The following is a 22,333-nucleotide window of genomic DNA, read 5'->3' on the forward strand; positions in this document are numbered from 1 at the left end:
AAGTTTCGACGCCACAGTAGGCGTTGCGGCGACCCATGTAGAAGGTTTCGTCAATCTCTTACGACAATGCGTACTTGGCTTAGTCCTTGAACTGATCGAGTTAGGTCCTTCTCGAACCCTTGGCGGTTAATTATCGTGCGCGCTTTGTCATAGATGAACACGAAAAGCTCGTCGCAATCCCTGTCTTCGCCGTAAAGAAGGAAGTCATCTGCTATCTGTTTGCGGAGGTCAACTGCGCCTAGATTGCCGCGGGTGCACTTGTACTCGACAACGATCCGCTCGTCCTTCAGCCATGTATCCGCACGTCCTGATCCGCCAGCAACGACCGTTGTCGGCTTCTCCGGCCGTACATCGGAGAAGCTCGCGGACAAGAGCCCCTCAAAAAGGTATTGGACATCGTATTCATCTTCGATTGCCAATGGCGGTTTCTGTGCACGACGTTTGCTCATTACCCGGACAACATCCGGAAAGCGGTTCGCGATTTCTTGTATCCGGTCGATCGGCCGGACCGGCGCTATCGCCATCAACAAGTCCAGTTCGGGGTGTTGCGCGCGGTAGGCGGCCTCGAGTTGGGCAAGGGTTTCTCTCGCTGCATGATGGCACGACGTCAGGTTCTCGTGAACCATCGAAAGGGTCATCGGTGCGTTCTCGAGAAGGCGATCTATGGCCTCCTCGAGCTGCGACATATCGCGCTCAAGCATGTTTACGAATGACAAAAGCCGATTCTTGAACGCCTCAGGCGAACCGTAATTCTCCGGGAAACGGCAATTGCGGAAATTTTCGTCGGTGAAATGCCACAATGTCGTTGCGATCGAATGTGCGTTTGCGGCTTCTTCGGTTCGTCCCCAACCCTCGTTCGGGTTGGTTCCGATGGCCGATTCCCGAAAATCATCACCATTCGCTCGAATGAATGTTTGGAGGTAAAAGGCGGCTTCCTGGCATTGCTCCAGATATTGCTGTCGCGACAATTGAATCTCCATTACGCTTATTGGCAATTTGCCGCCGACCACCCGGTGTGCACGGTCTTGGGGGGACTACGGCGAAAAGGCCTTCTCCTACTCATCCCCATGACACTTTGGAAGTGCTGCTTTGCAAAATGCACCCCTCGCATTCTCGTTGATACGACTTCTCTCGGATGCGCGCACCGTAGTCCTCTCTCTTTTGGATGCCGCTGACGACGGCGGCGGTCTCCGGGGATATGTTTGAGTTGGCGGCACTTGGTGTCGAGCACCGGAATTATCCCGCCCGTGGTGAGCGGCACCGAGGTTTCGCGTTTTCGACTGCCTCTTGGGCGCCTCAGGCACGCGATGACTTCAATCTCGGTCGTCCTCCGCATAGCTGTCAGATTCTCGTTCAAACCAAAGATCCACTTCGATCGGCACGCTTCTGTTTTCCATGTAATCTTCGACTGCCGAGAGGCGGCGGGGACGTCGAAACCTTGGGGGGCGCCAGCCCATGCATAAATACTCGATGCAGTCGTTGCGACCAAAGAACCACAAAACTGTGCGATTGGACGACCCAAATATCGAGCTAGGCTGCGATTGCGCGATCCGTCTCGTAAAGCTTGGCGTCCCACCGGCAAGTCGTCTGGCCGGAAGAACTCCTCCCCAGTTCGATTACGTTCAGTCTGTCGCCAGGGAACGCCGGGCTCAGTTCCAGGCTGAGATACTCGAACAGCGAACGTTCGTGCACGGCAAGGATGATCTGTCGGCCCATCTGTTTCGATAGCGTCCGAATTAGCGCTGCGAACTGAGCGATATGAACTTCGTCCATACTCTGGACGGGATCGTCGATCACGAGCCAGGGGAGCTGCGCCTCCACCGACAGATGAAGGGCAAGAAAAAGCGTCAACGCGGCGGTATTGAGGTTGCCGGCGCTCAGCATGGCCCGCGGGTTGCCGCCCTTGCCACCGCGACGGTGGTGGGTTTCGAGGACGGCTTCGATTTCCCCGGAGGTGACGTTCGGTATTGCGAAGGCCGGAATGAAGGGCTCCTCCGGGGCCAGACGGACGAAAAGGTCTCGCCATAGCGCGTTAAGCTCGTCGTTGAACACCTTGCGGACGACATTCCCCTTCGCTTCCCGCGTTTTGCGTACGAGATCCCTGGCCGTCTCGATGATGTCGTCAGCGTCCGCGCGCCTTCGCCGAAGTTCGTCGGCTTCGGAGATCGCCTGCTTCCTGTCCCTGCCGAGGGCTGAAAGAGCGTCGGCCTCGGCATTCAGGGAGGCCGCCTTTTCAGACAGGATTCTGCGTTCTTCGAGTCTCTCGTTCAGGACGTTGTCCCTGCGGTCGATGGCCGAACCGATCCGTTGAAGCAGCTCCCCAACGGACTCGTGGGGCTCCGAGGCCACGTCGATCCGATCAGCGAGGGCGGACGCGTCTCTCCGGAGGACCTCAATCGACTGGTCGGCGCTTTGAACCGCCGCTGCGTTTCTAGCGCTGGCCGCCGCGGCGCTTCTCAGGTCATCGCCGTTCTTCATGTCGGACGCCGTCGCGCTCAACTCCTGCCCGAAGTCGGAGAGGTCGGCCAGCCGCATTTTCAGGCGCGTGAGCTCCTCGTCCGCCAACACGTCGGACCCTGCTTCGGACAGGCGGCGTTCCAGCGAGGCGATTGCGGAACTCGTACTCGTCCTGTCTCGCGAGAGCGACTGTAGCCGCCCGGCGTTCTCAAGCATCTCGCTGACCTTTGTGGCGACATGCGCGCTCAGTGGCGTCGTGCTTACTTCGCCGAAATTGCGATCGCATACCGGGCAATTGTCGTCGTGGATGTGGGTGCTGAGCTCGAACAGCATCTTTGCGAGAACCTCGTTGGCATCGGTCGCGGCTTCGAACTGCTCGTCGAGCCGCGACAGGCGCGCCCGTGCCTCCTCCGCCTCGCGCCTGATCTGCTCCATCACGCGAACTGCGGCCTCGTGGGATTTGATGACGCCATCAATTCGCTCGACGTCGGCGCCGATGCGTCCACGCAAAGAATCGCCACGTTCGACGAACCCGCTCTCGCTTGAAACGACGAGGTCCGCAAAAAAGCTGTCAGCCCGTTGCAGCAACGCCTCGACGTCCTGGCCGCGTATCCGGATCCACTCGCCGAAAGCCCTTCTGGCCTCCGTGGCGACGGCCTCGAGCAAAAGCCGCTCACCAGTGCCGGTTGCGGTTCTCACCATGTTCCAGGTCTCGTCGAGCACTGCGAGTTCCCGTCTTGATCGGGCAAGTTCCATCAGGCCGTCCTCCTCGTCGCCCTGTGGCGGCAGCAGCTCAAGCAGCGCCCGCAGACTTCCGCCCTCGGCCGACAATCCGGGATCAACACGCGCCAGCATCTCGCGAACCTCCGCCCCGAGCGTCTCGACGGATATCTTCAGGTTCGCTTGCCGCCTGTCGAGCTCGTCGATCGTCTTCTCCTTCGCGGCGATCGCAGCGCGCGTGTCGTCGTAAGACGGTACCGGGGTTCTCAAGCGCGTGATGTTTCCAGCCGAGTACAGACCACCTATTATCGCCTCCATTCGATCAAGGCCGAGCAACTCCTTCACGAAACGGGTTAGCGGCGAATCGGCCCTCTTGTCGGAATGCTGATAGATCTCGAGAAGGCGTCCCAAGGTCGACTGCGCCAGGTAGCTCCGCTCGCTGAAGAAGCTCGCTTGCAAGCCGTCGAGGACCGGAGTGCCGACGGCCCCGTCGGCCGTCACTCGCATATCGCCAACGAGTCGGTCTCCGGACGTCGTCTCGACCTCCACTTTGACCTCTCCAAAAGGCCTTTCCTTGTGCGGCAGATAGGAAAGGTAGTCGGGTTCGGCGCGCGACAGCGACGGCACTGCTCCGGTAAGGCCCATCTCGATTGCCGACAACAGGCTCGTCTTGCCCGCTCCATTAGGCCCGTGGACGAGCACGATCGGCGCGTCGAGCGAAACTCTGACTTCGCCGTCCACGCTCCGAAAATCTTTCATATAAAGCGACTTCAACCGCATCGTTCAGGCCTCTGCATCCCGTTCGGCGTCAACTTGCCGTTCTTCGACGACTATCTCCTCGTCGGGCTCGACCAATTGGGAGTCATTAACTTCCTCCCCCAAAGCTCGCCTGAGCGCCTCATGAAAACGCGTTCGAACAACGTCCTCGCCGAGGCTGGAGGCTTCGAGAAACCGGGCGGCCTGATCGGTACTGGGAATGATATTCTCCTCTCCGACGCCAATGTCGTGTTCGCTGAACAAGGCTCTTGGGAGTTTCAAAGGGAGCAGGATCGAAAGCTTGTCCAGGAGGTCCTTTGGATCGGCCGCCTCCTCGACAGCGAGGATTCGTCCGACCTGTGAAAGCGCCTGCAGATTTCTCCCTACCGGTCGAGGACCGACGATGATCGAAGTCAGGGGGCGCTGTGACCGCATCACGTCAAGAGCGCGGGCGATGCCCTCGATCTGTTGGACAACCTTCTTTTCGCCGTTCGCTGCCATGTCGCCGACAATCACCAGATCGGCGGAGTGTCCCACTCCAACAAAGGCGCCGGCCACGTCGAACACCAGACCTGCGATTTCCAGGGGAGCATCCAGGCGGCGGTATCCCGCATCCTTCAGAACTGCCGCAACTCTTTCCGCAGGGATTGCCGCCGTCATAAGGCCACCTTGTTTCGAAAACGTTCCAGAAGATCCTCTACCTCGGTTCCCTCCGCAAGGAGGTCCTCGACGCTAACCTCGCGGACAGGAGCCAGACCTGTTCGACCAGGCGGACGTCGAGGCGACCGGGGCATGGTAGCAGGATTTGACTGGCTGTGGACAACGACCACGTCGTCATTATCCGCGAGCAGTCCGTTGGTAATCAAACGAATGGCGGCGCGCTGATCGCCTGCGAAAAAAATCTTCGCCGCGCCGCTGCGTCCCACAAGCCCGAAGGCGCCGGAATCCGGCACGGCGGTATCTGGGCGCTCTGCGGTCCAGAGACCTCTATCCAGGCCGAGCCCCACCAGACTCAATCCGACGGCAAACTCGGCAATTCCGCCACCCGCAAGATTGGGATTCGAGTTCATGAGCTCCAAAGGCTCGGCCGTTACCGGACTATACAGACCGGATGCAACCGTTGGAAGCGCACCCTCCCTGAGCATTGTCATAGTCCGACCCATCGTAGTAATCAGGCTCATTACATCGTCGGCACTTGCCGTTACCTTGGCAGCCAGAAGGTTGCGGCCGTGCCCAAGCCCCTCCGCGAGCTTCGCCCTTTCGATGTCCTCAATCGCCGGCAGCCCCTCACGCACGAGACGCGACAGTTTTTCCGTCAGAACGAAGAGAAGAAGTGCCAACAGCAGTGGTTTAGCGAAGGCTTGGACCAATGCATCGGCCTTGATCGCAGCGCGGGTACCGGCATTGAACTCCTGATGATATACGTTCTGAAGCAGGCTTTCCTGGTCTCCTCCCAGAGTGTTTTCCGCGAAGGCATAGGCTGGCGGACTAGCCGGAAAATGCCAGGGCATCTGAACCTGGGCGCTCGCGAAAAGGCTCTGGATGTTCGAGTCCTGCGCGGAAAGACCGAGCATCAGCGTCGGTTTTGTAACGATTAAGTTGATCAGCGCGTTCGCCATGACAGGGTTGTTAGCAATCCAGCCATTGATCTGGTTTTGCCTTGCCACGAGCAACGGCCGAAATCGCGCCGGGTTCTCCAATGCCGATTTTGCACAACCATGGAACTTGTAGAGATTGGTGCGCCTGCGACCGGTTCTGGTATCGTCCGAGGCGATCGCGACACGCTGGATCGGCTTTCCACCCGCCAGGATATCCAACGCCCTCTCGACCAGCGAATCCCAGTTTGCCGACGGCATCTCCGATGCGACCCCCTCCATTGCGAGAGCGGCAAGGCAGAGATGCTCGGCATCGGGCGCGATCGTCGGATCCGAGTACACAGCGGCGGCATTCAAGACGTCCCAGAGGAGGTAGTCCGCCTCCTCGCCGTCGACGGCCACGCCCAGCATGCGCGCGTAGTTGTTCACCAGGCGGCCGGCGAGCGCCTCGAAGACCGGCCACTGATCCGGACTGATCGAATAATCGACCGAATTCCATTCGTCGGGACTCGGCCCCGCGTTGCGGACCACCTGGTCGAGTGCTTCACGAAAACGACAGTTCGCTTCGTTCTGATCAATCCGTCCCTGAAGCGAGACAAGGATTCGCTTCGCCAGACTTTTAAGGTCCGGCATTCGTTCGCGCGAGATGCCCGAGCCCAGCCAGAAGACATAGCGATCGTTGGCGACGCCGTCTGCGAGCTCCCGCTTGGGCCCGTCAAGCATCGCGAGGGTCTCTGGAATAGTTATCGTAGCTGCGGGAGGAAGTGCCATTCAGCCTCAAAAGAACAATCGAAAGGTGCAGTAGAAAAACCTTGTACTCGCCGAAACCGATGCGGTCCATCGGCAAGAAGCCGTTGTCTTCAGAGTTTTTCCGCCTCGAACATGTCGGATTTCGACGTTGCTAACATTTATAGGTTTGCGGCGCCGCCCGGCTGATCCGCAAGCCTCAGTTGAGAACGCAGAAGTAGCTTTGCCAGCCGCATGGCCGACTTCGCTCTGGTGACCGTTCAGCCAAGAAAATCCTCATCTTCCGGTACGACGAAGGCGGCGATCACATCTGGCAGTCCGAAGTCTCTTACTACAGTCAAGGCGCACACCAACCAGATCCGTGGATTCGTGGATGCCCTGACGAGAGGAAGGGCTCTGCTTTACACCGGCGTGAACGGTTGCCGTGACATCAGACGACGATGGCCGCGACCTCGGCGAAGAAGGCCTCTCGGTGACGGTCGATGAAGTGACCGACGCGCGCTTTCACCGCCAGTCTACTGAACCTAGGCTCCGACGGCATTCCGGCCGTCGGAGCGGTTGTTCCCATGGACGTTATCCGGCGATGCCATGTCGCGTCATGTTTTCGAATGTTGCCCATGGCTCGCTACTTCGGTCGCGCGCGCCACTAACGCCTGACATCAGCCGCATCAGTAATGACTGAGCATCTTTGTTCATCGTTGAATTGGTCGTCGGCGTCACGACCACGGCGGTTCGGGTCACTTCCACCTGTGTGCGGGAAAAGCTCTCTGCGACCATTCTTCTGATTCGAAGGTAGGATCTCCCCTGACGATCCTCATGGCGATCGCAGGTCTTCGAATCCTACTTTCTCAGTCGCTCCCGTCGACCATGACACTGGTGTTTCCATCGTAGGTGAACGGGCTGAAAGGCGTCTGCTTGTACGAGGGCGTTAGAAGCGAGATCGCGATTCCGACTGCCCATGATGCCAGGACGCCGTTTGGCCAGACAACTTGGCCCTTAAGCGGGCAAAGTACGCGCGCCACTTGCAACTGAAGAAGGCAATACATTACAAATCCACGCCTTTCAGTGCCATTCATGGCATAAAGAATTCCTCACATCCGTGATTCGTTTTTTTAACTGCAGCAATTCGATAGGCCTTTGTTAACAATGTTCTTCGACGCTAACGCTACCACAGAAATGCTTCCTAAGGTGGCACTTGCCGTCGCAGAGGCTGCAACGAAAGGACCACTAAATGCTTCGAGCGCTCACTCGCAAGGAGGCCTCGCTCGGAAATTGTTAAGTGGTGCGCGTGAGACAATAAGCACGGCGCTTGGGTATGACGATCCAGACAACGTCATTTTTGTCTCCGGCGGCACAGAAGCTAACAACATTGTAATAAACGGATTTGCACAGCTAAAGGCGAGAATTATAAGCTCTGCTGTTGAGCACGCTTCCGTAACCGCTCCCACTTTGGCAGCGGAGAGTTGCACGTCAATTTCAGTTGGCCCCGACGGCGTCGTAAATATAGAGGCCCTCGCGGAAGCGCTATCGGAGACGTCAGCAAAAGATGTCGCTCTTGTTTGTGTACAGGCCGCAAACAGCGAAACTGGTGTCCTGCAACCTCTGGACCGGGTCGCCGCCGTCTGTAAGGCATCAACGGCGCAAGTTTACCTTCACGTCGACGCAGCGCAAGCATTCGGGCGCGTCCGCCTGTCGACTGATTTGGTCGATAGCATCTCGTTCAGTGGCCATAAGTTGCACGGTCCGACAGGTACCGGCTTCCTATGGATGTCTGATCGACTGCTCGATGCTCTCCCTCGCACAATGTTGGGTGGCGGCCAAGAACGAGGTTTCCGCTCAGGAACTCAAAACGTGCCAGGGATAGTCGGCTTGGGAGTCGCTATAGCGGAGCGCTTTCAGAGCTTCGACGGTGCGGTGTCCAAGCTCGCTAAGTTACGCGAGCATTTCGAAGAAAGGCTCTTAGAAAAAATTCCAGACTTATCAGTCATCTGCTCGCATTCTCTCCGATTGCCAAATACGAGCAACGTCATGTTTCGTGGCGCCGACGCGGACACTCTCCTTGCGCAACTCGATGCTGAGGGAATTATCTGTTCCAATGGCTCAGCATGTTCCTCGATGAAACCATCTGCCTCTCCCGTCCTACGAGCCTTGGGTTTTTCCGAGCGGGAAGCCTTTCAATGCCTCCGCTTCTCCTTTTCTGTCCTAAACACAATCGAAGAGGTCGACCGAGCCATTCCATTGATCGAAGAGGCCGTCAGTCGCGTGAGAGCTCGCAAGTAGTATGGTAGGCAAGATCAAGTTTGAATTTGGCCGGCACGAGACGTTCACTCTGCGAGAAGGGTGGCTTGACAAAGGCCTGTCGCGGATCATCTCTGGTGGCGGCTTCAAGGGCGACCTTGACACTGCGGATGCACTCGGTCTTGGCAAAAACATGGCGAAGTCGCTGCAGTTCTGGATCGAAGCCACAGGTCTGGCCTCCCGCGGTGGCGCCTCGAACGGCCGTTCATCGCCTCTCGTCGCCTCACTGTTGGGACGACTTGTGTCAGATCTAGACGCCCACTTCGAATACGCCGTATCGACTTGGTTTGTTCATATGATCCTCGCTCGTCGTCCAGGGACGGCGTGGAGCTGGTTCTTTAACGATTTCCGCTCCGGCGTGTTTGACCGCGAAACGTGCATTGAAAGCCTCCTCCGATTCGTGCGCGATCACGCGGCCAACCAAACGACGGTGAGCGTGCTGCAGCGTGAAGTAGCCTGCCTCCTTGGGACCTACGCGGCTCTCCCAGCGAGCGACGCTCAAGATCCGGAGGACTTCACGATCTCGCCCCTGCGGACGCTCGGGCTGCTCGTCAAGCATACCGACACCGGACGTTTCGAAAAGACCGCCCCGCTCGACGCGGTTCCGGTGGAGGCATTTCTTGCATCCGTACAGTGGATCGTTTTGGATGCCGACACCGAGACGCTGCCGCTTTCCGACCTGATCAGCCGGAGGGGATCTCCGGCTCGGCTGTTCAACATTGACGGCGACACGATCAATGAGCTGGCACAGGTCGCCGCCGACGAATACGGCGACCGGGGCGTCCGGCTGTCTTTGCTCGGATCGACCCGCACCATCACGATGCCGCGCATTGGGGCGAGCGAGTGGTACTCCCTCCACTTCAAGCGGATCGGAGCAGGTTGATGCGCGCCAACGTGTTCAAGTCAATTAACATTCGCGACGATGTCGGCCATCCGAAGCGCTTCTCGCACTACCATCCAACATCGCGCTCTATTCCTCTGATCGCGGCAGTGCTCAGCCACAAAGCAACGATGGTCATAGCTTCCTATGGCAGCGGCAAGTCGCTTTCGGCAGGCATCGGCGTTCTGGCAACCATCAACGATTCGTCGTCCTCCGGCGTCCTCGCTGATCTAGCGTCCCGAATCTATAGCGTCGACGCGCAGGTTGCCAAGACAATCAATGATCGCGTGGCGTCTGGTACGCGCGGCAAGGCGGTCGTGCTTTCGGGCTACGTATCCGATCTTCCGGCCCAAATCGCTATCGGGCTCGAGCTCGGCGAGGTTAAGTCTGTCAGGGCGGCCGTTTCCGCGATCCGAAAGATGAAGAACGTCGACCACGTCGCCATCGTATGGGACGAGTTCGGCCGTCATCTCGAGGGCCTTGTGCGCGACGCGCGGACGCGCGACTTGGAAGCCATCCAAGAGCTGTCCGAACTCGTGGTCCGCCCCGAGGGCCCGACGATCAGCCTCACGCTTCTTCTGCACCAGAACCTGCTCGCCTACGCGCAGACCCTCAACCAGACCAGCCGCAACGAGTGGCGCAAGATAGAGGGCCGCTTCGAGCAGCACATGTTCGTCGAGGACAGCCGCGAACTCTACGCGCTCGCCGCAAAGCTGGTGTCAGCCCGCGCCGGCGACGTCGCGCCTCTTCCGGACGTGATGCGGGCGGAGGCCGTCTCCCGCGCGATCGAGGGCCGCTGGTTCGACGACGTCTCCGACGCCGACGAGATGCGGGGCCTGCAGGAGCGCGCATGGCCACTGACGGCCGCGGCGCTGCAGGCGCTGCCGCGGCTCGTGGCCCGCGTTGGACAGAACGAACGCACCCTCTTCTCCTTCATCGAGCAGACCAACTTTGACCGCCCTGTCGGGATGAACGACGTGTACGAGGCCTTCTCGCAGGCGATCCAGTCGGACGTCGGCATCGGTGGACTGCACAGGCAATGGGTCGAGGTAGAGAGCGCGCGATCGCGCGCGGACAGCGAAATCGAACGCGAGGCCTTGGCCGCAACCTTCCTGCTGCAGGCCGGAGCGTCTGGCGAGCGCCGTCGTCTCAAGCGCTCCGTACTCGTGGGGGCGCTCGTCTCCAAGGGCGCGACCATCGAGGAGGCCGAGCAGGTCATTGAGAGCCTCGCTAAGCGTAAGCTCGTGATCCATCGCAAGCTGAACGACGAGATGTCGGTCTGGCACGGCGCGGACGTCGACGTCGCCTCGCGGCTGCGCGAAGAACGCATCCGGCTCTCCCCCGACTTCGACCTCATGGCATTCCTTGCAATGCAGCACGCCGCCCCGTTCATCCGCCCGGTGCGCCACAACGTCCGCAACAACGTCTCGCGTTACCTGACGGGCGGCTACGTCCGCGCCGGCGATCTTCAGAAGGCGCTAGACGCGCCGTTTGACGTCGACTGGGGCCGCATCATCTACGTGATCGCCGACACCGCCGACCAGGTGGCCGTCGCCCGAGCGCTGGCGAAAACGCCTTCTCCCCGGACGATCCTCGTCCTTCCGACAGAGGCTGTGCCAGTTTCCGAGGCGGCCCTCGAGGTCGAGGCGCTACTCTCGCTCAAGCAGGATCAGGCCTTCCTGTCGGAAGACCCGCTGATCGTTCGAGAAATCGACGAGCTTCTCGCGATCGCCCGCCGCCAGCTTACTGTCGTTATGCATCGCCTCACCACCGACCGCCCGAGCGGATCCGAATGGTGGGCGGATGGTACGCGCCTGAAAGTGAGCGCCGACCGCCCGGCCGGTATCGCCGTCTCCGATATTCTCGACGGATGGTACCCGCTCACGCCGAGGGTCGTGAACGACCAGATCGTCCGGACGAAGATCTCCCGGAACATCTCGACGGCGCGTATTCGCATGATCACCAGGCTCGTCAGCCACGCCGGAACGCCCGGTCTAGGCTATCTCGAGGGCGACGGTTCCGCCGAGGCGTCGATCTACCGGACAGTTCTCGCGCGAACGGGTCTTCATTTCGAGCGCGACGGCGTCGGCGTCTTCGCCGATCCCTCCGAGCTCGCGGACAAGGGGCTGATGACCGCCTGGTCGCGCGTCGAGGACTTCTATACGCGCCGGGGCCGCCGCAAGCTTTCGGAGCTGGTCGACGAGCTGCGCAAGCCTCCCATCGGCATGGCCGCCGGCCTCGTTCCGATCTTCGTGATGGCGGGATACAAGGCCTTTGCGAGGGCCGTGTCCATCCGCACGAAGGAAGGTTACGTCCGAGACGTGATGGGATTCATCTCGGTCAAGATGTTCGATCAGCCCGACGAGGTCGAGATAGAGGTGCACCAGAGTTCTCCGCAGGTGCTGCGGTACCTGGAGGAGTTCGCCAACGTCTTCCTTTACGAGAAGCCGGGCAGGTTCGAGGAGAAGATCCTGTTCGCCAACCTCGCGCTGGAGACTTGGGGGTCTTCGGTGGCGCAGGGCGCAAGAAGCTCGAGGCGCATGTCCGATTCGGCGACCAAGTTCCTTCGCGCCGTGAGCCAGGCGCAGGATCCGGCCGAGCTGATCCTCGACACGCTTCCCACCATCTTCGGCCCGCAGGACCGGCCATATGCTGCCCGTCTGACCTTCGTCATCGGCGCCCTCAAGGAGGCTCGTGACGGCGTCGACGGTCTCGTCAACGGATATCTACGGGACGCGGTCGAGGTCATCGAGGACGTGCTGCGGCTGGAAGGAAGCAGGAAGCACTCCGTCGAGGCCGTCCACGAATGGTTCGACTGCCTCGACGTCGAGGCCCTGCAACGCCGGGCGGACCTGAAGATGACCGACAAGACGATTCTTCGAACCCTCGGAGACACGAAGCGTGGCCGCTATTCGGTCGAGGGTTTAGCCCGCGTCGTCAGTTCCGTCCTCATGACGCGCGGCGTCGAGAAGTGGCAGGACGACACCAAGGAGCATTTCCGCAAAGAATTGCGCGAGGCCCGGACTCGGATTGAGGAGGCATCCCTTGCGACGGAGCAACCTCCCGTCCAGATGGTGCCGATCATACGCGCGAGAATGCGATATCTTGCAAATCAGCTTGAGAGAATCGAGCGGTCCCAGCAGAAGGAAAAGCCATGACCGTCGTTCCCGCCCATGTAGACGATGCAGTATACGACACGACCTCCCGACAGATCGTCCCGCTGTCCGGCGGCAAAGACAGTTCGAGCCTGGCCGTGTGGCTGAGCATCAACTATCCGGACGTCGACTTTGAATACGTGACGACGGACACGGGCGTCGAGCTGCCGGAGGCCTACGACTATTTCGACCGCCTGGAGCACGTCCTCGGCAAGAAGATCGTCCGGATAACCGCGCTGGAGATGCTGAACGTCCCGGAGCGTCATGGCCGTACGCCGTTCGACGTCATCCTGTGGGAGCATTTTTCGGGATTTCTTCCGAGTCCGCAGTCACGTTGGTGCACGCGGATGTTGAAGATTCATCCTTTTGAAAACTATGTAGGGAAAGATAAGGCCTACTCATATATCGCGATCCGCGCCGACGAGAAGCGGCAGGGATACGTCGCCAACGGCAAGCCCGTGATGATCTCGGAGGAGCCCAACATCTCTCCGGTCTACCCCTACAAGGACAAGGGCGTGACCATCGACGACGTTCAGCAGATCCTGACCGACAGCGGCTTGGGCATGCCTGCATATTACGACTGGCGCTCCCGGTCCGGCTGCTACTTCTGCTTCTTCCAGCAGCAGGGCGAGTGGCAGGGGCTGAAGGAGCACCATCCGGACCTCTTCGCGAAGGCGAAGGAATACGAGACCGGTAAGAACGGACGCAAGTTCACCTGGAACCAGGGCCGGACCCTGGACGAGATCGCGGACATGCCGCGGCGCAAGGTGAAGCAGAAGTCCGACGAGGACGGGTGCGCGATCTGCCACCTGTAGGGGAGTGCCAAATGAAAACAGGGAAACCGAATGGCAGACAATCCGCTGATACCGTTCCTGAGCTCCTACGGCTCGACGGCGACGTCCGATTCTCTAGTTGACGAAAACGTCCGCATCGCAGTGCAGCGCCACGGGGTCAAGCCCATCGAGGCTGTCGCTCCGCGACTCGAGCGCATGCAGGAGAACTTCCTGAGCGGCTCCCCCATCAATCTCATACTGACCGGGACGGCGGGAGACGGCAAGACCTACCACATCAGAAAGTTCTTCCTCGACGTACTGTCAGGTAACGAGGAGGACTGGAAGACGAGCGGCGGCTCGGCGCTCGCCGTGCCCCTGTCCGGCGGGCGGACGCTCCACGTCGTCAAAGATCTCTCCGAGGTAAAGGAAAGCGTGAAAGCGGAGATTCTTCCCCGGCTCGCAGCCAGCCTCTCCGGCGACGACGCCGCCAACGTCTGGCTGATCGCGGCCAACGACGGGCAGCTCCTGAAGTTCTGGCGCGACGCCTCCTCCAACAACGAATATCCCGAAGCGGACAGGACGCGTTACGGCGCGATCTACACCACCGTGATGGAGATGCTGCGCGACGACGCCGAGACCGATCCCCAGGGCCGGATTTCCACTCTCGTCTTCAATCTGAGCCGACTAGCCGACGACACGGTGTTCAGCCAGATCGTCGACAGCATCGTCGAGCACGAGCAATGGGACGCCGGGTGCACCGGCTGCACCGTCGAGACGACCTGTCCGATCCGGCTCAACCGCGAGCTTCTGCGCGGCGCGGACAGCCCGTTCCGGCACCGCCTGGCGCAGGTCATGCGAATCGCGGCCCTCAACGACCGCCATCTGCCGATCCGCTATATCCTCGTGCTGGTCTCCAACATTCTTCTGGGGGACGCTGCTAATCTGGACAGGCCGCTCATGAGCTGCCGCACGGCGCGCAAGAGGGCGCGCGATCACGCCTACCGTTACACTAACCCCTTCAACAACGCCCTCGGTCTGAACTTCCGGCCGCGCGAACTCGAGAAGCTCCCGGTCTTTTCCGTGATGCAGAGCTTCGGCATCGGTCTTGAGACGAACAACCAGATCGACCGCTTCCTAATCGACAAGCCGGAGACCCCGCTGCTCGAGAAGCTCGAGAAGGCCGATCCGACCTACGGGTTCTCGACCTTCGACCAGAACAGGCTCGAATACCTGAGCGGGTCGCTGACCAACGGCGGCCACGATTTCGAGGCGGCGATCAGCGCGCAGCGCCGCCGCCTCTTCTTCCTCCTGGGCGACGCCGACGACATCTCGCCGTGGAAGCTCACCATCTTCCAACACGCCGGGCGCTATCTCGAATTCACCGCGGCGCTGGCGACGGGCGACAAGACCGTCGAGGAACGGGTCGTGCGCAGCCTCATCAAGGGGATCAACCGCACGCTGACCGGCATGATGACGGAGGACGGAGAACGCCTGTGGCTTGCGCGGTCCATCGGCCGGCTCGAGGGCGCGGTTGGACGGATCACGCTTTCGGAACAGCCCGTCTACAAGGGCGCGGGCACCGCGCGCATCCTCATCGAGCGGCATGCGACCACGGGCAGGCCGCAGATGCGGGTCGCCATCCACATGCGCTCCATCAAGGAGAGCTGCGAAAACGCCTTCGACCTGCGGCCGCTACAGTTCGAATATCTGATGCGGGTCGCCGACGGCAGTCTCCCGTCAAGCTTCTCGCGCCAGTGTCAGCAGGAGCTGCGCCACTTCGCGCTTGTCTCCTCTACCTTCCTGAACAGCAGTTCGTCCGGCGGCGAGGACGAGCAGGCCTTCGTGACCGTCCTGTCCCTGACGCGGACGGGGCAGATGCAGCCTGAAAGCCTGGACGTCTAAGGGGATGCCGACCATGAACGACAACCACATGCTCTGGCCGGTCTCCGGCGCCCTCCAGGTGCCCGCCTCCCAGTATCTCAAGCAGACGACGCTCTGGACGGACTATGCGATCTGGGGCCTCGACATCTACGACAACCAGCCGACATGGTTTTCGCTGATCGAGCTGATGCTCGTGCTCACCGCGCAGCGCCGCATCGACAAGCCGCTTCTCGCGGACATGCCGCAGGACGGCGAAGGCAGGCCCGTCCATGAGACAGTCCAGTACCTCATCTACTATAACGACAACCTGCGCCATCTGATGTTCCGCGACCAGGACATCCTGCCGCTGTCCGAACGCAACTCCACCGACCAGAACGCGCTCTGGAACGAGTGGCTGACGCGTGTGAAGAAGGACTTCCCGCATCTCGACTTCGGCTACGTCCGCGACGCCTTCTCCGACGACTTCAACAAGTTCTCCGAAGCCGTCGACCTGCTGCGTTCGGCCGAGGTCGAGCCGATGCACGCCAAGCGCTGGACGTCGCGGCATCTGCAGCCGCTCGGCGACGCCGCGCTCTTTCCCGACTACGCTCTGAAATCCGACGGATGGGACGGCGAACTGGACAGACGGTTCTTCCGCCGGACCGGCGAAGTCCACTATCTGATGCTGTCACGGTCGTCCGAGGAGATCAGGACCGTCCTCGCTTCGCTGATCGAGGAGCGGGTCTTCGGCAAGACCAACCACTGGAACAAGATCGCGAAGAAGCTGCAGGGGCCGGACGCAGACCTGCAGAAGGCCCGCACGCTCGCCGCCAACAGCTTCGCCTATCTCCCGCAGCCCCGTCTCGAGCGCTACGACCACCTCGCGCGCGACTGGGTGAGCGTGCTTCGCCGCAGGAGCGTTCCCTTCGAGGACGCCCTCGACTACCTCATGCGCATCACCGCGCTCAACGAGGTGGTCTACATCGTCGAACAGGCGGGCCGCACCTATGGTCAGAAGGCGCGGCCGATCTTCTATCTCGACATGCTGGGAGCGTCCTCCGGCGGGCACGTGCGGGCCGCCTCTATCGAAAACTACCGCTCGCACAAGGACCTCGTGAAGAAGGCGGTCGAGGCTTACATCCATTCCTACTTCGAGACCGAGGAATGGCAGTCTCTCGACGACAGCGCTATCGACTGCGGCAAGGCGCAGGTCGCGTTGAAGAGCAGGTTCTTGTTCAGCTCCTCCCACAGCACCGCCCATCCGCGGTCGAAGGGCGAGCAGGCACAGGAGCTTCTGGAGAAGGCGGCGACCAGAAGCCACTCGATCGGCCAGGCCTTCACCGCACATTCACGGCAGCTCGGGCTGCTGACCCTGAAGCAGGGCGTCGGCGGCTGGTACAGCCCGACGGACTCGCTCCTCGAGGCCCTGGTCGTCGCCAACGTCGACGGAACCATCGAGCTGCAGGAGTTCCTGCGGATCCTCTACGACCGCTACGGGTTCGTCATCGGGGTGGAGGAGGCCAAGTCCGCCTCGAACGTCCTTCCCGCGCCGGGCGAAACCCTCGTGTCCAACGAACGGCGCTTCGAGGAGCGCCTGCGCGTCCTGGGCTTCATCGACCGCAAGTCCGACGACTGTGCGTTCGTCATCAATCCGTTTCCCGAAGGGGGCGCCACGCGATGAGCAATCTTTCGATCATCGGCCGCATTGCTGCTGACCGGATCCGCGAGCAGTTGGAAGCCGAGGGGGACGACGGCCCTCCGACCCGCATCCTCTACGGGATCATCGACCTCGACGACGACGTCACCTGCGCGGTGGCGCGTGAGATCGCCGAGGTCGCGACCGAACACGGTAAGGTCGAGGTCTTCGTCCATCCGAAGATCGCGGGCGACGGCCGGCACGAGATCGGAAAGGCGCAGGTTTCCGACGAGACCGCGACCTATCACCGGGGCAACACCACCGAGGACACGGCGCTCACTGTCTTTTCCGTGCCGAAGAGCGACACGGCGTCCGTGCGGGCCAGTCTCGCCCACGTGTCCGTCATCAACAGCGACTGGCTGACCGACGACATGGCCCGATGGGCCGCGGCCGGCCACCCGAGGGCTTCGCAGCCGATCCAGGACCAGCTCACGAACGTGCTCGAAGGTCTCAAGCGCGCCGGGATCGTTTCCGAGGTGACCATGCTCTCCGAATTCATGGGCGAAGTCCGCGACCTGATGACCGGAGCGGAAGGGCTGCCGGTCGGAGAGGCCGTCAGACGCGCGCTTCCCGCCTTGCGCCTCCCGATGAACGCCGGAGACCGCCGCATCGCCATCGAGCAGGGGGCGGACAAGTCGGAGGCGTTCTTCCGCAAAGTCTTCGACGAGCACCGTCCCGCGCTCTATCTGCGCAGCAAGGGGGACGACAGCCTCAACGTGATCGAGCTGAAGAAGAGCCTCGACGCGCTGGAGGCCTCCGGCGACGTCGCGCCTCCCGTCGCCGCATCGATCCGCGCGCTGCTTTCCAATCCCGATGTCGGGGCGGGAGCGTGGCTGAAGGAGCAGGAGACGGTCGCCCGCATCTCGTGGGACCTCGTCGAGCCGCTGTTCTCCGGCGCGCGGCAGAAGACGTCGGCGACGTTCGGGGAGGACACACGCGCCTTCTTCGACCGCCGCCATCCCGGCACCCTGACCGACGGGCAGAAGGATATGCTCGCGTCCCTCAAGCGCGACAGCATTCGTCCCGACGACGTCCATCAGCAGTTCTTCTCGCAGTTCGCGACGATGCTCGGAGACGAGCCGAAGCTCTACCGCCGATGGGAGAAGCTGGTCTACCGCAAGCCGGTCGAGACGAAGGACCTGCAGGAGGGGCTTCTCTCACTCATCAACATGGCGATCCCCGACGAGGCCGACGACAAGTCGGCGGTCTACGTCCGCCTACGGCGCGGCGACGACCTGAACTTCTGGACGGAGGACAAGAACACCCGTCTCTGCCGCTATCTGCGAGACCGCTACCGCGGTCTCGACAGACTGCTCGCGCCGGAGATCGTCCTCGACTTCGGCCGCTGCTGGACGCATTGGGACGGCCCCGAGTTCAAGGAGAACACATCCGAGTCGAAGACCGCGACCGCCTTCGAGTTCGAGGCGTTCCACGTTCCGAAAGCGCACCTCTTCGACGCCGACGGCGCGTCGAAGAAACCGACCGCCGAACAGCTCCGGTCCTGCCCGAAGGCGCAGATGATCTGGTCGCCGAAGGCGGGCGCGATGGGCCTGTCCTTCTCCGACGACCTGCAGGTGCTCTGCCAGACGGGCGCCGTGGTCATGAAAACGGGAAAGGTTCCGCTGCTGCGATCGGTCGTGTCGGCCAATCGCTACGACAAACACGGATCCATCCAGACCATCGACCTCGAGAACCAGTCCTCGATCAACGACGCCCGTCACGACAACAACGGCCACTTCGCCAACGACAAGGTCGAGGAGAACGTGATCGACGCGGGCTGGGAGAAGTCCCTGGACGACCTTCTGGCCGAGGGCATCCTCACCAACGAGGCGCACGCCTCCTTGCAGACCGCCTTCGAAGCGTTCCGGACCGCCTATGGGCAGGCGGTTCTTGCGATGCGAAGCGGCGACGGGCTCGCCGCGCGGGAAATGATCCTCCAGGGTGAACTTTACGGGCGGCTTCTCGCGACGCTCGCCACGGTCGCGGCCAGCCCTCGGGCGATACGCGACCTCTGGCTTCCGCTCCTGCAGATCGGCGTCGCCGAGGTTACCAGCGACAGGCCGACCGTCATCGTCTGCGGATGGAACCCGATGCGCCTGGCGGAGGCGGCGGCGAAGGCCGCGCAGCTCGCGACGGCCATGCGCAGCATCCAGCGCAAGGCGGCCGGTTTCGCCTCCGAGGTCGGCCCGTTCCTTCGCGACACGGTCCGTAACCTGACGTCGTCCTACTACATGGACCTCGGTATAGGCGTCGGGCAGAGCGACGGCACGAAGCCTGAGCTTCTGGTCGAGACGATCAGATCCCTCGACCTCAGCCTGCTCGAGAGCCCGCGGCCGGGCGAGGCGGTCATCGCCGACGAACCCGCCGACGAGATCGCCGACAGCTTCGACACCGTCGCGAAGGACTATCTGAAACTCCGGCCGCACGAGAAGGCCAACTTCAACACCATGCTCCTCAATTCGGAGTCCGAGGGACTGCCCGTCAAGCTCGCCGAGCACATGGCGGCGCTCATGGAGAAGGAGGCGACGCTCCGCTGCGACCTCGTGATCACCCATGACGACGCGGCGCAGCTCCGGCGCATCTACGAACAGCAGAACCGACGCATCGGCTACGAGGTCGACAGCGCGCTGACGAGCGAGGCGGCACGCAACTTCCTGTCGAGGCTGCGCGTCGGCATCATCAGCCCCGACGTTCTGGACGAGAACTACGGCAAGGCGCACGACATAGTCATCCTCCACAGCGTCGTCTCGCGCAAGGCGGACGTCCGATGGGCGAGGGTGTCGGCGGCGGCGGAAGCGCCGTTCGCGTCTCACGTCCCGGCGTCGCACTCCCGCAAGAAGCCCTTCCACAAGGGGGACACCACCTCCGGGACCTACCTGACGTCGCCCAGCCGCCTGCCTGCGTCCGAGGCCTATCTCGACGCGCTGCACGGATGCATCTCGCAAGGCGCGACGCCCGGCGACCACTGGGTGCCGCTCCAGGAGGTCGAGTTCCAGTCGGGCGCGGTGAAGGACCTGATGAACAAGGCCCACCGCCTCGCCGAATGGGTGATGACCTACGACCGGATCGCCGACCGCAGGCTGCTTGCGAACGACGAACGGCGCATCCTGCGCTACTACAGCTCGCCGCGGTCCGACCACAACGTCATCATCTCGACCGAGATCAACGCCAAGAAGCTCGGAGAGCGGCTGGTCAAGGATCTCAAGATCGCCATCCCGCACGCCACGGCGGCGGAGATCGACGAGATCGTGTCGGCCGTGCACCGGCAGTCGGCGAGCCTTTCGGGAGCGGTGGTCATGCGGGGCGCGGAACGTGTCAACCACGCCCACGAACTGCTGGGCCTCGTCCTTGCGAGGCGCGAGCTGGAGGCGCTGCTGCGGCAGGACGCCGCCGCGGAGATGCAGCGCACCGCCTGGTTCTTCATCGACGACTTCATTCCCTGGCTCGAACTTGGAAGCCACAGGGCCGACATCATGGCGGTGAACTTCGCCAAGGTGGACGGCAAGCCTATTCTGAGGATCGCCATCGGGGAGGCCAAGTTCGTCTCCTACGCCGGCATGGGTGAGCACAAGAAGCACTCGCTCGAGCAGCTCACCAGCACGGTCGCCACGCTTACGCGGCGGCTGGCGAGCGGAGACGGGACAATCGATCCGCTGGCGTGGCGCTCGCGCGTCGCCGACCTCGTGCTCGAGCACATCGACCCCTTCGACCACATCGACGGGACGACCTTCGAGGAATGGCTCGCGGCTCTTCGCGACGGGACGCTTCCGATAACGGTCTCCGGCCATAGCGTCGTCTACGTGCACGACATGGAGGAGGATCCGAAGAACGAGGCCTTCGTGCCCGACCACGAAATCCACCCGGCTTCGCAGCGCCGGCTGCTGGCGCAGTGGGTCTACGGTCGGCCATCCATCGCCGGGGGTTTCAAGGACCTGCTCAATGAGAACGCCCCGTCGCGGCTCCGCGTGCCGCCGGAATGGCCTGGCAACCCGTATTCCGGCCCGCTCCTCGTCGTGCCTCCGGCCCGGTCCGACGTGCCGGAGATGAAGGAGGACGAGAAGGCCGCTGTTGAACCGACGCCGCCTCTGGCCGAACCCGACGTTCCGCCACCGCCCGTTCCGGCGATGGTCGAGGAGGCGGTCGTCGAACCGGCCGCCCCGCCGGAAGAGGCGGCCGCCCCGCCGCCGGGCTGGCTCCCCACCGTCTGGAACGCATTGTCAGCCATGCGCCGCTCGGGCCAGACCACGGCTGGCGAGCAGTGGCTGGACGGGGAGGTCGACAAGCTGCGCGACGCTCTTCAGGCCGAGAACATGCATGCCGCGATCATTGAACGGCGGCTCACCCCGAACTCCGCCGTCCTCACGCTCGACGGCAGCAAGGGCGTGACGGTCGCATGGCTCGAGAAGAAGCAGACGGACCTGCTGACGCGCTACGGCGTGGACATCGGCCGAATCACGCCGCTGACCGGCAAGATCGCGGTATCGATCAACAGGCCGAAGCGGTCGGTGGTCCATCTCTCGGACGCCTGGATGAAGCGCGATCTCGAGGCGGCGGCCCCCGTCTCGAACGGGGCGCTGGTGCTGGGCGAGACCGAGCTTTCCGGAGAGATGCTCTACATGCCGCTGTTCGGCCCATTCGGCGAGATTCCAAGGGCCGCGCCGCACACGATCATCTCCGGCTCGACCGGGAGCGGCAAGGGCATCCTCGCCTCCAACCTGATCCTCGATCTCTGCGCGTTCAATTCGCCCGACAACCTCCGCCTCTACATGGTGGATCCGAAGGCAGGCGTCGACTATGGCTGGATGACGAAGCTGCCGCATCTGGAAGGACAGATCGTCGGCGACAAGGAGGAGGCCCTCGAACTCTTCCGCGGCCTCGTCGTCGAGATGGAGCGGAGATACGAGACCCTGCGGGACGCGGGCGCCCCCAACATCAACCTCTACTGGCGGCTTCCGGCGGAGCAGCGGCCTGTCGCCATGCCTCGGATCGTCCTCGTCTTCGACGAGGTGGCGAACTGGATGCAGGACGAAGACTTCAAGGAGCAGGTCTCGCCGCTCATCAACGAGATCGCCACCAAGTCGCGGGCGTCCGGCATCCACATGGTGATGATCTACCAGCGGGCCGACAACCAGGTAATGTCGATGCAGCTCCGCACGAACCTGGGCAACAAGCTGGTGCTGAGGCTGGGCGACGAGGGAAGCTCGAAGGTCGCGCTCGGAGACAGAGGCGCGGAGAAGCTGCTCGGGCAGGGCCATCTGATCGCCAAGCTCGACAGTGACGAGAAGACCTACGCGCAGGTTCCCTTCCTCGACCCGGAGGAGGAGACGGCCGTCATCGCGGACGCCATCGTCCTGGGCTGGCGCGCGGCGTCGGCTGGCCGCAAGGACTGAAGACAG

Annotated in this window: 12 protein-coding genes; 7 read left to right on the forward strand and 5 right to left on the reverse strand. The window is 62.0% G+C overall.

Annotated features, from left to right (window positions below; all coding sequences use genetic code 11):
• Window positions 1–50: 50 nt before the first annotated feature.
• From AC1DMK_RS08880 to AC1DMK_RS08900, 5 genes are all read right to left on the reverse strand, one after another.
• Window positions 51–968: a PD-(D/E)XK nuclease domain-containing protein gene (locus AC1DMK_RS08880; protein ID WP_477858422.1), complete on the reverse strand. Its 918-nt coding sequence runs from the start codon at window positions 966–968 to the stop codon at window positions 51–53.
• Between the two features lie 562 nt (window positions 969–1,530).
• Window positions 1,531–3,957 (reverse strand): AAA family ATPase, encoded by a 2,427-nt coding sequence (locus AC1DMK_RS08885; protein WP_477858423.1) that lies wholly within the window; start codon window positions 3,955–3,957, stop codon window positions 1,531–1,533.
• A 3-nt stretch (window positions 3,958–3,960) separates the two neighbouring features.
• Entirely contained in the window at window positions 3,961–4,593 is a 633-nt protein-coding gene (locus AC1DMK_RS08890; protein ID WP_477858425.1) for a hypothetical protein, read from the reverse strand.
• Window positions 4,590–6,251, reverse strand: coding sequence for an SIR2 family protein (locus AC1DMK_RS08895; RefSeq protein WP_477858426.1), 1,662 nt, complete (start codon window positions 6,249–6,251; stop codon window positions 4,590–4,592). The genes AC1DMK_RS08890 and AC1DMK_RS08895 overlap by 4 nt, the downstream gene beginning before the upstream one ends.
• A 454-nt stretch (window positions 6,252–6,705) precedes the next feature.
• On the reverse strand, window positions 6,706–6,843 hold the full coding sequence (locus AC1DMK_RS08900; protein ID WP_477858428.1) for a hypothetical protein: 138 nt from the start codon (window positions 6,841–6,843) through the stop codon (window positions 6,706–6,708).
• 578 nt (window positions 6,844–7,421) lie between these two features.
• On the opposite strand from AC1DMK_RS08900, the gene AC1DMK_RS08905 reads away from it, so the two are divergent.
• Genes AC1DMK_RS08905 through AC1DMK_RS08935 form a run of 7 tightly spaced genes read left to right on the forward strand, consistent with a single transcriptional unit; the run spans window position 7,422 to window position 22,327 of the window.
• Window positions 7,422–8,555 (forward strand): cysteine desulfurase family protein, encoded by a 1,134-nt coding sequence (locus AC1DMK_RS08905; RefSeq protein WP_477858430.1) that lies wholly within the window; start codon window positions 7,422–7,424, stop codon window positions 8,553–8,555.
• 1 nt (window position 8,556) lies between these two features.
• Window positions 8,557–9,456 (forward strand): DUF4007 family protein, encoded by a 900-nt coding sequence (locus tag AC1DMK_RS08910; RefSeq protein WP_477858432.1) that lies wholly within the window; start codon window positions 8,557–8,559, stop codon window positions 9,454–9,456.
• Entirely contained in the window at window positions 9,456–12,611 is a 3,156-nt protein-coding gene (locus tag AC1DMK_RS08915) for a hypothetical protein (RefSeq protein ID WP_477858433.1), read from the forward strand. Before AC1DMK_RS08910 ends, AC1DMK_RS08915 begins: the two co-directional genes overlap by 1 nt.
• The gene (locus AC1DMK_RS08920) at window positions 12,608–13,423 is read left to right on the forward strand and encodes a phosphoadenosine phosphosulfate reductase domain-containing protein (RefSeq protein ID WP_477858435.1); all 816 of its coding nucleotides are present in this window, start codon (window positions 12,608–12,610) and stop codon (window positions 13,421–13,423) included. The genes AC1DMK_RS08915 and AC1DMK_RS08920 overlap by 4 nt, the downstream gene beginning before the upstream one ends.
• A 30-nt stretch (window positions 13,424–13,453) precedes the next feature.
• Complete coding sequence (locus AC1DMK_RS08925; protein WP_477858437.1) at window positions 13,454–15,283, forward strand: hypothetical protein; 1,830 nt, start codon at window positions 13,454–13,456, stop codon at window positions 15,281–15,283.
• A 13-nt stretch (window positions 15,284–15,296) separates the two neighbouring features.
• Window positions 15,297–16,922, forward strand: coding sequence for a hypothetical protein (locus AC1DMK_RS08930; RefSeq protein WP_477858439.1), 1,626 nt, complete (start codon window positions 15,297–15,299; stop codon window positions 16,920–16,922).
• Window positions 16,919–22,327, forward strand: a complete 5,409-nt coding sequence (locus AC1DMK_RS08935; RefSeq protein WP_477858441.1) for an FtsK/SpoIIIE domain-containing protein — start codon at window positions 16,919–16,921, stop codon at window positions 22,325–22,327. The genes AC1DMK_RS08930 and AC1DMK_RS08935 overlap by 4 nt, the downstream gene beginning before the upstream one ends.
• Window positions 22,328–22,333: the final 6 nt, after the last annotated feature.

It is taken from the genome of Rhizobium sp. 05L419, from assembly GCF_056397845.1.